Below are 16,325 nucleotides of genomic sequence, written 5' to 3'. Positions count from 1 at the left end.
ACAAAGGTTCTGTGGTACTTAGTAACAAAGGTTCAGAGGTTTTCCTGCGGATGATTTAGTTTAAAGATATCTAGTAAAGGCTCAAAGCAAAGGAGTTCATAAACTAGATGCTTTGCATCTTTGTTTTTTTGAGGAAATAAAACCGAATATTTATATAAAAGAATGATGAGACTTATAATCTCATCATTTTTTGTTTATAGCAATATCATAATGATACAATCTTATCATTATGATAGGGATAGAATTTACCAATAAATATCTTATTATTGGCGCAAACCAAGCAAAGACAGCTTGTAACGCTTACACAGCAACCATAAACCCACATTGGTATGTAATTTGGATATTTCATATTGTATTAGCATTATTAATAAAATCAAAATACGTTAAATTAGATATGAAAACCCGACAACGTACCATAAATTTTTCAGACAACCCCTTTTTATTGTCTGATCCATTCCCAGACAAAACAGCCTTATTATTAGGTATTCAACCAGCTGAGGAACTACTAACTTTCACTATTGAAATCGCCAATGCCAACCATCTATTTTGGATAAAAGAAATTTGCGAAACGACCTTATCATCGGCTATAGCACGGGGAACAGGAATCTCAGGACGTTCTCCAGAATCGCTAGAGGAAAAAATGAAAAAGGGAGAAGCTATTATTGCTTTTGCATCCGACGGAACATGGGCAGGTTTCTCTTTTATCTCTTCTTGGGGTAATGGACAATTTGTTTCTAATTCAGGATTAATAGTCGCTCCACAGTTCAGACATACTGGTCTTGCCAAAAGAATTAAAAGAAAAATATTTTGGCTGAGCCGCCAAAGATATCCTAATGCTAGCATATTTAGTCTAACCACAGGGCTGACAGTAATGAAAATGAATCATGAACTCGGTTTTGAACCCGTTACTTATTCTGAATTAACTACTGACGAACGATTTTGGGAAAGTTGCAAATCCTGTATTAATTGCCCTATATTAATGAGTAAAGAAAGGAAAAACTGTTTGTGTACGGCAATGCTTTATAATCCAAAAACAAAACCTAATGAATTTTAAAATATAATCTATTGGTTGTGATTATTTTAACACATAGAAATATAGATTTTGGATTCTCAAAATAGGCGTTTTACTTGTTTAAAATAAACATAGTTCTTTATGTTAAAGAAATGTATTTCTTTTCGTTACTCTTTTTTACATATAAAATCTATGTTTATGTGTTTAGTAAAATTTTCAGGACCTGAGCGAATATTTAATAAAAAAACACAAGCTTTAGAAAATTAGGCAAGAGATTAAGTATTGTTTTTTAGGGGTTTATCTTTTGGTTTGTTTGATGATTTCTTTCAATGTTAACCATTGTTCTTCTTTTATGAAATGATCTCCGCTCTCTTGTGTATGATGTCCCGTAAAAAAGATTACGGGCATTATTTTCTGAAATTTCGGGTCATATTCTTCATTCCCGTCTCTGATTACTTTATGGTTTAAAGAGCAGAACAGTTCAATATCGGTTCCGATTTTACGGGCAATTATATTTTTTACGTCCCAGGAATACCCCCAATACTTTTTCTGATTTTCAATGATAATCGGATTGATATAAAGCAATATTTTGTCTTTTCCTGTTATTAAATCCTGATCCCTAATAGTGTAATCAGCACCATCCTCGTCACCGTTTGTTTCAAATATTTCAGGTTCAGGATCATCATCTAAATTTATAAACCAACGATAATGAAAACCGTCATAATGTTTTGCTTTTTTTATAGTTTTATATTCAGATGAAATCCAGTATTCATTTCCAATTCCTAACGAATCTATCGCCGTTTTACAGATATAATCAGGAATTTTATCGCCTGTAAAATCAACACTTTCCACGCTTTCAATTTTTTCTGTGATTACTTTTCTAAGTTCATCCGTAGCGGGTATCATTTTGGTTTTTATAAAATAAACAGCAGTTGATGAATCTGTAATTACTGATGCTGCATTTTTTTCTTCTTGTTTTATACTGTCAGACTTTATAAGGTTGTTTTCCTGTTTTACAGTATCCTTACACGAAATTAAAAGTATCGTTAAAAAAATAAAAAGTATAGACTTCTGTTTCATTTTCAGGTTTTTAGAGATTTTTTTTAGCCTTAATGGGGGCTTTTTGATATTTTTTTGTGTTTTTTAAAATCAATCAAAAATAATAAAAAAGGGTTAAGTTGAGACTAGTCTAAAAAAATAAACCCGATACAAGATCGGGTTCATTATGATTAAGTTTACTTATAAATCAATTTCAATTATTAGCGACTTAATTTTAAGAAAAAAATTAATTTATTCCTCCACCCAGAGCTTTATACAATAGTATTTGAGAGTTTACATTCTTTAATTGCATATCGACAAAATCAAGCTCAGCCTGAAGTCTGTTTTTTTGCGCACTGATAATTTCAAGGTAATTAGCATATCCACTCAAATACAAATCATTCGAAACATTTACAGCAATTTCAAGGTGCTCAATTTCCTTTGATTTATATTCAAGTACATCTTCAAAAGCTTTTGTACGATATAATAAAGCACTCAACTCATTGTAAGCAACAGTGATAGATTTTTGATATTCAAGAAAACTAATTTGCTGTCTTTTATTGGCTGTAAAATATTCATGCTTAATTTGTCCTTTGTTAAATACAGGAGCAGTAATTCCTCCAAGTAATTGCCATGCAAATGATCCGCTATCAAAAAATGTGGAGAAAGAGAAGGAGTTAAATCCAGCATAACCACCCAAGTTTACAGTCGGAAAGAAAGCGGCACGAGCAGATTTAGCATCAGCTTTTGATGCCAATAATTCAAAATATGCTTGCGATACATCAGGTCGGTTGTGTATAATAGAATCTACACTTATTTTTTGATTCAATACTTCAAGATGTCCTGATAAAAAATCTGAGCTTCTTGTAATCTTACCACCGTATTCTCCCAACAAGGTCAACAAAGCTTTTTCGGTTTGATCAATACTAAGATTTAATTCTTCGGCTTCAGCCAAAATATTATTGTTTTGAGCATTAAATTGCTGTACGGCTAATTCAGTTGCTTTTCCAACAGACCTTTGTGCAGAAACGATATCAAGTGCACGTTGCTGTGTTTTAAGATTTTTTTCATAAATAATAGCTTGTTTATCTAGCGCTATCAGTTTATAATATAGTTCGGCAACATCGCTCAAAAGTCTGGTTTGTAATAATCTCATTCCTTCTTGTGAAGCAAAAAATCGCTGACGAGCAGCTTTTTTTCGATTGCTTAATTTCCCCCATATATCAGCTTCCCAAGATACTTTTCCGCCTAAAAACAAATTAGGGGTAAGATCAGTATTGATTCTTTGCTTTTCTGATATATTCTGAGAAAAATTGGTATCAAAGTTTCCTACGCCATCCATTGTATATTTACCATAACGCGTCCCCGAAAGGTCAGCCCCCAAATCAAATGATGGGAGCAAAGCCAGTTTAGCAACTTTTAAATGAGAATTTGCTATCAGAATTCTTTCTTGCATTGCCAGATAATCAGGATTTTGAGCAATAACGATATCTAATATTTTTTCTAATTCAGGATCTTTAAAATATGTTTCTGTTTTTACAGGAATAAAAACCTGCAAACTGTCTGTTGTTGTTTTACGATTAACATCAAAGTTCTCTGGCAATGTTTTAGCCTTTTGCTGTTCTGCCACCTTAGGCGCAGAACAAGCAAAGAGTAACGTGGTAAATACAACTGGCAAAATATACATTGCTTTTCTTCCTTCGAGACTTACCGAAGGTGTTGTATTTTTATAGAATTTATTAAGTGAATTTTTCATTGTTTAAATTTATTTTTTCGAAGCTTTTTCAAGTTTTGCGAATAGTATATAAAGACCAGGAATGATTAAAAGACCAAAAACAGTCCCGATAAACATTCCTCCAGCTGCCGCAGTACCAATAGAACGGTTACCAATTGCACCCGCACCAGAAGCAACACATAAAGGTATAAGTCCGGCAATAAAGGCAAATGATGTCATTAAGATAGGTCTAAAACGAAGTCTGGCACCTTCTATAGCAGCTTCAGTTATACCTTGTCCTAGTTTGTTTTGAGCCATCGCAAACTCTACAATCAAGATGGCATTTTTGGCCAGTAGTCCTATAAGCATTACCAAGGCAACCTGGGCATAAATATTATTGTCTAACCCCACAGCGAGAAGTGCAAGATAAGAACCAAAAACACCTACAGGAAGCGATAATAGTACAGGGAAGGGTAGTAGCAAACTTTCATATTGAGCGGCAAGTAATAAGTAAACAAACAACAAACACAGGGCAAAAATGTATATCGTTTGGTTTCCAGACAGGATTTCTTCTCGGGTCATTCCTGACCATTCCAGTTCAAACTTGCCAGGGAGTTTTTCGGCAGCAATTTTCTCTACGGCAGCAATGGCTTCTCCAGAACTGAAACCCGGAGCAGGTTCGCCATTAATCATAGCCGACATATACATATTATATCGTGTAAGAACTTCTGGTCCATACACACGCTCTAATTTTACGAATGTAGAAAACGGAACCATTTCGCCTGCATCATTCTTAAGATACATATCTAATATGCTTTCAGGATTTTTTCTGAACTGCGGACTTGCTTGTACCATTACTTTATACATCTGAGAAAAGCGAATAAAGTTTGTAGCATAAAATGATCCCAACATTGTTTGTAAAGTCGACATAGCATTATCTACAGAAACCCCTTTTTTGGCTGCAAGATCATAATCAATATGTATCATATATTGAGGGAAAGTAGCATCAAAACTAGTAAATGAATTTTGTATTTCGGGCGTGGCATTTAGTTCCTTTATAAAGTTTTTAGTAACTTCATCGGTATTACTAATTGGTCCTCCAGATTTGTCAAGCAAACGGAGTTCGAAACCACTTGTATTACCAAATCCAGGAACTGTAGGTGGTGCAAAAACTTCAATTTGCGCATCCGAAATGCCTTTAGTTTTTTCCGTTAATTTTGCAATAAAGTCGTTTACAGATATATCACGATTACTCCAATCTTTTAGGTTAATCATTCCCATACCGTAAGATGCACCAGCGATTTCGGTAACAATACTATAACCAGCAAGTGTCGTTACATTATCTACACCTTCTATTCCTTTTGCTATACGTGTTACTTCATCAAGTACTTTATCTGTACGTTCTACAGTTGCACCTTGTGGTGTAGTTACACTAACATATACCATCCCCTGATCCTCTGAAGGTATAAATCCTGAAGGTAAAAGAGCTGATGTTCCCCAAGTAAGAATACAGAATAAAACTAAAAGTCCTATCGTGATAGAGCTACGATCGGCAAGTTTAGAAAGTACTTTGATGTATTTTGAGGTGATTTTATCAAACCATTTATTGAATCGATAAAAGAAACGATCTAGCAATGATGTTTTCTCTTTGTTTGGATCATGTCGCCTAAGCATTATAGCACATAGAGCAGGAGTTAGCGTAAGCGCATTAACACCCGAAATTACAATACTTATAGCCATAGTAAGCGAGAATTGCCTATAGAAAACCCCAACTGGCCCACTAAGGAATGCTACTGGTATAAATACAGCAGCCATTACAATGGTAATTGCAATAATAGCTCCTGTAATTTCTTTCATCGCACTTATGGTGGCGGGTAAAGGATCCATGTGTTCTTCCGTAATTTTAACGTGTACGGCTTCGACGACGACAATGGCGTTATCGACGACGATTCCTATCGATAATACTAAAGCAAAAAGGGTAAGAAGGTTTATAGAAAAGCCCATCATCGACATAAAAGTAAATGAACCAATTAGAGCTACAGGCACTGCCAATACTGGTATAAGTGTAGAACGCCAGTCTTGTAGGAATATAAAAACAACAAAGGCTACAAGAAGAAATGCTTCTACAAGAGTTACTAAAACTTCGTCTATAGATGCATCAAGAAAACGAGAAACATCATAAGCAATATTATAATTCATTCCCGGAGGAAATGAACTTCCTTTTAGTTCGGCCATTTTTGCTTTTACGCTGGCAATTACCTCAGATGCATTAGAACCTGGCCTTTGCTTAAGCATAATCGAAGCCGAAGGTTTTCCATCGGTCTTAGACACCATTCCGTAGCTCATAGATCCCAATTCTATTTTTGAGATATCCTTTAGTTTTAAGATAGTACCATCAGAATTGGCTCTTAGCGGTATTTCTTCATACTGTTTAGGCTCATAGAATTTTCCTCCGTATTTAATAACATATTGAACGTGACTGTCCAGTTGTCCTGAACCTTCACCAACTTTACCCGGAGCAGCAGATATATTTTGTTTTTGCAATGAGTTTATAACTTCGTTTGCCGAAATATTATAAGACAGCATCTTTTGTGGATCAAGCCATACTCGCATCGAATATTCTTTCTGACCCATAATTTCTGCACGTCCAACACCATCAATACGCTTTAATTCCTGAAGAATATTAATATCCGTAAAATTGAAGATAAACTGTTCGTCCTGAATCTTATCCGTACTAGTAACATTTAAGTACATCAACATACTGTTAACTTCCTTCTCGGTAGTTACTCCGGCACGTATAACCTCTTCGGGAAGTTCATCCAGAATTGTGGTAACCCTGTTTTGTACGTTTACCGCAGCCAGATCGGGATCGGTTCCTACTTCAAAAAATACTTGAATCAGCGTTAAACCATCGTTTGATGTAACTGTAGACATATAAGTCATTCCCGGCACACCATTTATGGCTCGTTCCAAAGGAAGCGCAACTGCATTGGCAGAAACCTCGGCATTGGCACCAGTATATTTTGCTGTAACTGTTACCGATGGCGGAACGATATCTGGAAATTGTGTTATAGGTAACTGGAATAAAGCTAATATTCCGAGCAAAACTATCATAACCGAAATGATTAATGATAATATTTTTCTTTTGATAAACATCTCTATCATTTTATATCTTTTTAATTGTAATTAAGTGATTGATTACAAGCTTGCGCTTTGCATTTGTTTTATATTGATTTTATCTCCGTCTCTCAATGATTGAGTACCTTCTTGTACGATAAGATCATTCTTTTTCAACCCTTTATTTAAGATATATACATCATCTAGAGTGCTAGCAATGGTAATATTGGTCATTTTTACGATACCCTCTTTGTTTACAACAAATACAAATTGTTTATCCTGAATAGAGAAAACTGCTTTATGAGGAATTAGCATAACATTGGTTCTTGGCTCAGAAATAATCAATTTTCCTGATGTTCCATGCTTTATAAAACCTTGCGGATTATTAAATTTTGCTTTGTATTGGATAGAACCTGTTTGTCTGTCGATTTCTCCATCGGCAGTTTTAAGTTCACCTTGCTGATCATATACCATTCCGTTTGGTAAAACCAGTTTTATATCTCCTTTAGTATTAAGGCTTTTGTCTGCCATCATCTGGAAATAGATATTTTCTGGAATAGAGAAATAAGCATACACATCATCTAACTGTGAAAGTGTTGTTAGGAGCGAACCGTTTTCGACAAGACTACCTTCCTTAAACGGAATGCGATCTATTGTACCATCAAACGGTGCTCTTAATGTGGTGAAACTTATTTGCTGATTAATCGATTTTTTCTCTGCAGCAGCATGAGCAACTTTGGCTGTAGCCGCATCATGTTTTGCCTTAGATAATTCTAATTCTTGATTTGCAATTACCTTTTTATTAAAAAGAGTTTGTGCTTGCTCAAGCTCAACATTTGCCATTCTTAAGTCGGCCAACATACTTTTGTAAACAGCATCTGCCTTTATAAGTTGTATTTGTAATTCGGCATCGCTAATCTTAAAAAGGACTTGCCCTTTTTTAACCATTTGTCCTTCGCTTACATATACTTTATCTAATAATCCTGGTATACGAACGTGGATTTCGACATTATTTTTGGCGTGAACATCTGCAACAAATCGGTTAGAAACTACAGTATCTCTTAATGTTATCTTGTAAACAGGAAGTGTTTTTATATTGGCAGTGTCTTTTTTGTCTTTATCTCCGCAAGAGGTTAAGAATAGTAATGATAAACCGTACAACAGGAATTGTTTTTTACTAATAATCATGATTAATTTTTAAGGTATTATATAAATATATTGCCTCCCAAATAATGATTTACAGGGAGTTGTGAATAAGATAAATATTGAAAATGGAAGTGTATCGTATATTCCTGTAAAGAGGAATACCGTTCTTAGTGAATTATTTTTATACGCAATAACCCCTTTAAATAATAATGAAAACCATTATTACAAAAGAATAGTAGAAATAAAATACACAATCTTAAAATCTAGAAAAGTTGATATAAATGTAGGTGAGTATGTCGCTGATTTTCATATATAGTAGCGATACTATAAATAACATTGTCTTTTAAAACCTTAAAGTGAACTAACTGGGTGTAGTAATCTTTTTTTAAGGCACTTGATTCAGAACTTACAATGCGATTTTTAATCTTTTTGATTATAAAATGCACGTCCAAATCATTAGACATTGATAGAGTAGAAGATACAGTCTCTAAAATATGTTCTTGTCCATTATAATTATCTAGTTCAAAAGAGTATTTGTAAAATTCCGTGCTACCTAAAAGGGAAAGCAAGAATAATAAAATAACAGATATAAACTTAATATGTTTCATAGGTAAATAGGCAGATACTTTTCTTTTTTAGTATCTAAATAAATAGTCTTATAAGTGATAAGCCGCCAAATATAATACTTTGCAAAATTAATGTTTATTAAATTTTCTTTAAAAAAACATGATTTAAAAGTTATCAATAGGTAATTAACTAATTCATAGCATTTTTAGAATTCCCTTGATTTTGATAGTTAGAAAAATTTTGTAGTCTTATTTCCCGATAGTGAAACTTTGAGCTTAGTATTTATCAGAATTTCAGATTTTGAAGTAGAAATAATAGCAAATAAATCTATCGTTTTTGGGTAACATAATATGTGTTTGTGATAATATATTGTTGAGTAAAATATTAAAAAGCAAAGATATTTACTTCAAATAAATCTGAGTAATAGAGTAGAGTCATTGGTCATAAAACAGTTAAAATTATACGCTTTTAATAATTATGTTTAGAAAAAGAACGATTCAAATTAAATTTATAAAACATTATTTTTCAGCATCTTGTTTCCTATTACTAATTGGGTGCAAAACAATTAATCAAGATGTTATTAAACATAATTATATAACTGGAGAAAGAAACTACGGAGATTTGTTTTACAATGATTCACTCGATGTTTCTATTGATATCTTAGGAAATGTAACTTATGAAGATCTTTCGAAAGAGAAGAAAAACAACTTAAAAAAGAAAATTGGAGATTTTAAAGATTTTTCTATAGCTAATTTAATCCTTAGTTATAAAACAGATAAAAATGTAGAAACACTATATTTCTTTGAAAAAGTTGAAAAACCAACTGATACTATTGTTCATGAAAAACTTGTAGAAAATGACAGTATCAATGGAGTTGTTATTTTTGAAAAACAAAAAGGAACAAAGAAAATTATTTGCATTACACGTATGTTGGATCATGCTAATAATTTAAAAAAGGCTACTGAAAATATGAAAACAGTTAATCTTGATAATACCAATTTGGATAAACTGTCCTTTATGAAACTGTACAATTATTATACAGTCGAGCTTCATAAAAATTTTCTTCAAGGAAGAGAGAAAATAAAGGAAGCTCCCATAAAAGATCCTAAGAAAATAATGCTCAAAGAACCATTGTATTTTACAATTAACTCTTTTATGGGCAATAATAAAGAATATGATTTACTCATTAAAGACTATGAAAATAAAAAAGATGATTTTAATGCTACAGTTCTAAATTCTTTATCAAAAGAGGAAGTTAAAACCAATCAAGATATTTATAATATAATTGCCGACTTAGCCAATAATAATCAGATAATCATGCTTAACGAGGATCATTTTTATCCCAAACATCGATTATTTGCTATGTCATTATTAGACATTTTAAAACAAAAAGGATTCACAACTATCTCGATGGAAACATTTGTGCCTAATGAAGATAATAACACGACTGTAATCCCAAATTCTAAAAATGGATTCTATATTAAAGATCCTTATTTTGGTCATTTTGTAAGAAAAGCAAATGCTTTAGGATTTAATCTTTTAGGACATGAAAATCAAGATCGAAACGTTCCAAGAGAAATAGGGCAAGCCAAGAATATCATGAAAATATTAGAGAAAAATCCAAAAGAAAAAATTTTCATTTATGTTGGTCATGGTCACTTAGAAGAGGAAGGAGAAAGTCGTGTCATGGGAAGTTATTTAAAAGAATATTCAAACATTGATCCGATTACAATTAATCAGGAAACAGTTATTGGTAACACGAAGGAAAAATTAGTTTTGCTTCCTAAATCCATATTTGTAAATGATACTTTAATGAAATCAAGTGCCGATTATTTTTTAATAAATAATCTTGAAGCAAACCTAAAATCAGTTTACCCGAATGACGTTTTTAAGGAGGTAGTTTTAAAAAATGAAAAACTCAATGCTTTTAAAAATGTAGAATTACTAGTTGAAATTTTTCTGTTTGATGAATATAACAAAACTAAAAATGCAGATTTATTAATCCCAATAGAATCAACCTTAATTATCCCTAAAGGCGATAAAATTGAAATCAATTTACCTATTGGAAAGTACTACGTAACAGTAAAATCAGCAAATAATGATAGATTTGAATTTCATGACATCGAAGCTAAATAGCTGTCACTAGTATTTCCTCGAAAATTACAATAAAAAACCAGAATTGATTTAGGAAATCAATTCTGGTTTTTTTATGCTGTATCACGCCATAATACTTAGATAATAATCTTATTAAAAAAATGTCATAACAATGAAAAACAGGTATTTATACTGGGCAAATTTATTAATTAAAAACTTAGCTTAGATTCTTCTAATACCAACTAAAAACCAATACACTAGACAGTTATAACAGAATGAGTTTAGGTTATTAAATTATTATTTGAATTAAAAGTCTAAAATCCAGTAACGATCAGCATTTATAATTGAGTTGGTAGTAAGTACAATATAATTAAATAGAAATTTAACTAAACAATATATTATGAATTACAATCCGAAAAGAGACCATTTTATTTCCCCAATATTAGAATGGGCAAAAGCCAATAATAAACCGACGGAGAACGCCGCAAACAAAATGTTTATGGCAACAGATAGTCTTACCGACACTTATGAAAATCTAGAAAAAGTAAAACGTTTTAAGGTACCATCAGAATTTAATGGAAAAGATTACATTACTATGTTACTACAGATAGATGCCGAAATAGAGCAAGGGCTTATGTTGCAGTATCTTTACTCTGCTTACAGTATAGGTGGACCTCAAATTCCAGAAAAATATCAAGAAAAAGTACATACTTGGCAAAATATAATTTTAGGTATTGCCAAAGAAGAAATGGGACATTTTATCTCGGTACAAAATGTATTAAAAGTGATTGGAGCTCCCTTAAATTTTGGAAGAGAAAGTTATCCTTGGGATAGTCCTTTTTATCCTTTTCCTTTTACTTTAGAAAAATTCTCTCTTAAATCCCTTGCTAAATATGTTTATGCCGAAGCTTCTTCGGATTGGTTGGATGGTGATGATCCTTTGGCTGCCGAAATTAAGAAATCCGTACAAACAACTGTAGATGATCCGCATACCGTTGGAGCATTGTTTATAGTATTACTTCAATTAATTAAGGATCCTGATGTAATATCCGATGAAACTTTTCAGGCTGCTACTTATAACTATCAGGCTAAATTTGGCGAATGGGGTCGTGGATATAAAGAAGGTGACAGAGGAAGTGATGGAAAAAGCATTTATACAAAAAGTCCCGACGTATTAGTTGCAGCATTATTATCTCGTGATGACGCTTATAATGCATTAAATGAAATTGCAGAGCAGGGAGAAGGTTTAGATGTAAAAGAAGGTACACCATCTCACTTCGAAAGGTTTTTACATATCTACAAAGAGTATAAAGAACTATTAGAAGATACCAAAGGTTCTTTTAATCCCTCTCGTGATGTTGCTACCAATCCTTATGTAGGCAAAAAAATCGAAGTAATAGAAGAATCAACGTTTAAAGCCTCGGCAGTAGAAGCAGAAAGTGAAAAAATTACAGATCCGCAGGCAATACTTTGGGCAAACTTGTGTGATATTCGTTATCGATTATTGCTTAATTTCTTAAATCATAGTTTTTTACTAGATGATGGTTATAATCATTCTGGGAATACTTCTCCTCGTGGTATGATTATCAATTCTTCATTTGGAGAAATGTATAATTTACGAAGTCTGGCTACTATATTGGTTCAGACTCCTATTGCTAAAAATAGCAGCAAAATGGCTGGACCACCATTTACACTCCCATATACATTTGATTTGCCTTTTGGAGAACACAATAGATGGAGATCACACAAAGACCTTCTCGAAGCATCAAATAATCTTATCGTACAGTTAAAGAACTTTAAAGACCAACCACATATTCAATATTTGAATGGATTACAAGAAGCTGATAAAAAGCTATTACAAGCAATTGTACACTTAACCCAGGAAAATCTGGTATAGTTTCAAATTAATTCAACTCAATTAAAACATTTAAAATACTACAATATGAAAATTATAGAATTACGAATTCTTCCTCCCATTGCAATTGGCAGACTAGGAGAATCAAATACACCAATGGAAGCGTATGACCTTGAATTATCTAAAGAAAAACCACTTGACTTTAGAGAAATAATACCAAAAACGACCTTAACAGTAGACCCCGTTTCAGGAGAAATTAAAGCTCATGACCCTATAAATATAAAATTTAAAGAGGTTACAAGTCTGGCAGATAGAAAAGGAAAAATACGTCCAGTTTCACCTTTCCTGGAAGTGTTTGCTATAACAGATGAAAACCCTGGCGAGTTAGTGCCTCTTACAGAAGAATTACTTGTTCAGGCAGGATTAAGTCTGAAAGACATTAGTTGGGATGTAGATGTGGCTAACATAAAAATATTTAGAAGAACCACCGATGTCAATGATAAAATGACAGCAAAAATTACTAACATTACCTCGCATGAATCAAAACCATTGCTAGCTGATTGTAATAACTTTTTGCCAAATAAAAAATTACCATTAGGTTCTGTTCAGTACATAAAACCAACAAAAGAGTTTCCAGAATTAAGATTACGATATACACCTGCAGGCGGTAAAGTTTATGGTTCAAATTTAAAAAGAAAGACAGGTCCTGGTGAAACAGAAATACAAGAAGACCCAACTTTTGAAAAGAAAGAAGATTTAATAATATACGATACAAGCGAAGGTAAAGGGACATGGCGTGGTTACCAGGAAAGTGGCACTCCTAATATATTTTACACTGCTCCGGCACAAATTTTTGCTGGTTATTCCTATACAGATGATAAACAAGTAAGCTGGCAAGTAAGCTGGGGATATATTGATGATGAATGTGATGGTTTTGTAACCGTTAAACTAAAGGTTTCAGATGAAAAAACATTAACAGCCAAAGCACATATTAGTGCAGGGCCACCATCTTTTGCTCCCGATACTTTACCAATTCGTGTAGTGTCTGATGAGTTAGAACAAATAATATTAAGTACAGATATAGATGGAGAAGTAAGTATAGAAGAAGCCGAAGAAATTATTCGCAGAGCTTTTGAAACCATTCGATTGATGAATACAACGATTATGAATGGGAATAGTTACGAAGGAAAACAAAATGTTGCAAGTACAATGGTACGCCAAAACACAAATGATTTCGGACGTTTTTTTGAACCCATTATGGCAACCTCCCTTGTAGATAATCTTGCTTTGCAATTATTACACGAAAGAGTTTTTAACGGGTTAAGTTCGGGTGCTTCGCCCTGGTTTGGTGATTTATTGCGAAAACCTACAGAAATAGGTGATTTATCGAGTAAAGCACTTCGAAAAATGCCTGCATTAATGCGTGGCGCCGATGGTAGATCACTAACTTTTACCTACCGCCAAATTAATACGATAATAAAGGCTGCAAGCACCTCTATTTTCAAGAATAATAATCCAGATACGCTGCCAGTATCATACGGTTCGCCATTAAAAGCTACAAATTTAACTGCACAATTACATTATAGAGGAACAGGAAACCCTATTGCAGTTTTGCCAAGAACGGCGATTTCGAATTGCTTTCCTGGGCTCGAATTTGATTTTAGAAATCTTTGGAGAAGAACATTTAATGGCATTGTTCTTATTGAAAATAATAATTATGTACTAGAAGCTACCGATATAAAATTTCAAAGTTTAGTAGGACATCGATTGGTAGCTATAGAAGGAAAACCTACAATGGTACAGACATTTGGGCCTGTTTTTCCCGATGGAGATAATACTCCCTTAAAGACGGATGCAAACCCTAACGGTGTTTCGTTTATGGAATGGTCGAACTCTATGGTTCACGTTTTGCAAAAACAAGGTCAGGAAGTAATATGTCATTTTACAGCTAAACCTTCAATGGAGGAAGTTGTAGTTGATCTAAAGGAATTACATGATGTAGAAAAATATATTGCTGTAATATTAGTAGTTAATAAAGTATTTGATGGTAATAGTGCTGCATTTTCAGATACTATTTTAAAACCCGGAGAATTAACTCAAGGACTTTGTGCGCCATGGCAAAATGATTACCGTGAATGTTCTTGCTATTATTGGGCAGCCAGCAGACCTGATTTTGTAAATATTGTACCAGATGAAAATGGCTTAAGTACAGGTGATTTATGGATGTCAAAAAAACGAACAGGCTCTTATATTCCAGACGATTGGAAAAATTCAAGATTAATTTCGTATCAAGACTTATTTGAGAATTGGCAAGGCGAACTCAACTTTATTATAAAAGGAAATGATGCAATAGAAAGCAGCAAAATAAAACCTAAATCAAACAAAACGAAATGATAGGAGTTATTGATACGTTTGCCGAACAGAAAAAAAATGCGTCGATTGCAACAAAATTGGCACAAATAATTGTCCCGCAATCAAAACCACGTTCAGCCAAAGCACATTTGATAAAAGGAGGACAATCGTCTCAGATTTTTATCCCAAATGGAAGCCGACTTTATACTATTTCTCCAGAAGTAGAGCAAAAAATAGCTTTCCTAATGGATAAAAAAGATGATAAAGGCCTGCAAGATGAACTAAACTTTTTGGGTCTGGATGCTCCCGAATACATTACAGATGAGCCTTTACAAAGTCCGCCATTGCATGCTTTATCATTAGCAATAGCGCAAAAATGTAATATGGGCTGTACGTATTGTTATGCCGATCAGGGTGATTTTGGAGGACCTACAAAAAACATGTCTTTAGAAACCGCTTATAAAGCCATCGATTTATTATTAAAAGATTGCCCGGAAGGAGGCAAAGCACAACTTACTTTTTTAGGAGGAGAACCACTAATCAACAGACAAGCAATTAGAGAAGCTACTGTTTATGCTGATACAATTGCAAAAAAGAAACAAATACAAGTCAGTTATTCCATTACTACAAACGGAACTTTAGTTACAGAAAGTGATGCTATTTTTTTTGAAGAATATGGTTTTTCAGTAACTATTAGTTTAGACGGAATAGGCAAAGATCATGACCTTAATCGCCCCATGAAAGGAGGTAAAGGAAGTTATGATAGAATCATAAAAAATATTCAGCCTTTATTGTCTTTGCAAAAAAAAATGCAAGTATCTGCAAGAGTAACCGTAACTCCCGAAAATACAAACCTTCCTGCTGTTCTGGATGAATTTATTAATATGGGTTTTCATGGTGTAGGTTTCTCGCCTTTGTTAAGATCTAGCAACGGACAAAATGAAATGAACAATGAGCAGCTAGCCATCATGTTAGAAAATATGATTGCTTGCGGACTTAATTTTGAGAAAAATGTACTGGCAGGAAAACGCTATCCTTTTTTGAATATGGTAAATGCTTTGAAGGAAATTTCCAAAGGAACACATAGACCTTATCCTTGTGGTGCAGGCGCGGGTTATATGGGCGTATCTGCGGATGAAGAATTATTTGCCTGCCATCGTTTTGTAAACGAAGACGTAGGGAAAATGGGCGACTTAAACAATGGTATACAAGCTGACTTGCAAAACAATTGGTTAGCTTCCAGACATGTAAACACACAAGAACCATGTTCTAAATGTTGGGCTCGATATCTTTGTGGAGGTGGATGCCATCATGAAGTAATCGAAAAAGGAAGACCAGCCTGTGATTATATACGTTCATGGTTGTTTTATACCATACAAGCCAATGAAAGATTATCACGATTAAAACCAAACTGGAATAATTAATTGTAA

The 16,325-nt window shown here is 33.4% G+C and carries 9 protein-coding genes; 5 read left to right on the top strand and 4 right to left on the bottom strand.

From position 1 onward, the window contains the following. Positions 1 to 229 precede the first annotated feature (229 nt). Positions 230 to 1,054, top strand: a complete 825-nt coding sequence (locus tag AC3IPI_RS19155) for a hypothetical protein (protein WP_489154967.1) — start codon at positions 230 to 232, stop codon at positions 1,052 to 1,054. Between the two features lie 255 nt (positions 1,055 to 1,309). Here the strand turns inward: AC3IPI_RS19155 and AC3IPI_RS19150 are convergent, their stop codons facing one another. The 4 genes from AC3IPI_RS19150 to AC3IPI_RS19135 all read right to left on the bottom strand — a co-directional run bounded on the left by AC3IPI_RS19150 (position 1,310) and on the right by AC3IPI_RS19135 (position 8,069). After that, positions 1,310 to 2,092: a hypothetical protein gene (locus AC3IPI_RS19150; RefSeq protein WP_489154965.1), complete on the bottom strand. Its 783-nt coding sequence runs from the start codon at positions 2,090 to 2,092 to the stop codon at positions 1,310 to 1,312. A gap of 205 nt (positions 2,093 to 2,297) precedes the next feature. Beyond that, the gene (locus tag AC3IPI_RS19145; RefSeq protein WP_489154963.1) at positions 2,298 to 3,806 is read right to left on the bottom strand and encodes a TolC family protein; all 1,509 of its coding nucleotides are present in this window, start codon (positions 3,804 to 3,806) and stop codon (positions 2,298 to 2,300) included. Between the two features lie 9 nt (positions 3,807 to 3,815). Then, positions 3,816 to 6,929, bottom strand: coding sequence for an efflux RND transporter permease subunit (locus AC3IPI_RS19140; protein WP_489154961.1), 3,114 nt, complete (start codon positions 6,927 to 6,929; stop codon positions 3,816 to 3,818). 33 nt (positions 6,930 to 6,962) lie between these two features. Beyond that, the gene (locus tag AC3IPI_RS19135; RefSeq protein WP_489154959.1) at positions 6,963 to 8,069 is read right to left on the bottom strand and encodes an efflux RND transporter periplasmic adaptor subunit; all 1,107 of its coding nucleotides are present in this window, start codon (positions 8,067 to 8,069) and stop codon (positions 6,963 to 6,965) included. A gap of 1,002 nt (positions 8,070 to 9,071) precedes the next feature. Here AC3IPI_RS19135 and AC3IPI_RS19130 point away from each other — a divergent pair. From AC3IPI_RS19130 to AC3IPI_RS19115, 4 genes are all read left to right on the top strand, one after another. After that, the gene (locus AC3IPI_RS19130; protein ID WP_489154957.1) at positions 9,072 to 10,730 is read left to right on the top strand and encodes a hypothetical protein; all 1,659 of its coding nucleotides are present in this window, start codon (positions 9,072 to 9,074) and stop codon (positions 10,728 to 10,730) included. Positions 10,731 to 11,088: 358 nt separating this feature from the next. Continuing rightward, positions 11,089 to 12,585 carry a ferritin-like domain-containing protein gene (locus tag AC3IPI_RS19125; protein WP_489154955.1) on the top strand — a complete coding sequence of 499 codons (1,497 nt, stop codon included), beginning with the start codon at positions 11,089 to 11,091 and terminating at the stop codon, positions 12,583 to 12,585. A 45-nt stretch (positions 12,586 to 12,630) separates the two neighbouring features. Then, positions 12,631 to 14,937 (top strand): hypothetical protein, encoded by a 2,307-nt coding sequence (locus AC3IPI_RS19120; RefSeq protein ID WP_489154953.1) that lies wholly within the window; start codon positions 12,631 to 12,633, stop codon positions 14,935 to 14,937. Further along, positions 14,934 to 16,319 carry a radical SAM protein gene (locus AC3IPI_RS19115; protein WP_489154951.1) on the top strand — a complete coding sequence of 462 codons (1,386 nt, stop codon included), beginning with the start codon at positions 14,934 to 14,936 and terminating at the stop codon, positions 16,317 to 16,319. The genes AC3IPI_RS19120 and AC3IPI_RS19115 overlap by 4 nt, the downstream gene beginning before the upstream one ends. Positions 16,320 to 16,325: the final 6 nt, after the last annotated feature.

Source organism: Flavobacterium sp. GL_143 (genome assembly GCF_057834355.1).
The sequence above is the reverse complement of the archived record's forward strand: the minus strand, read 5'-3'. Positions and strand labels throughout refer to the sequence as shown.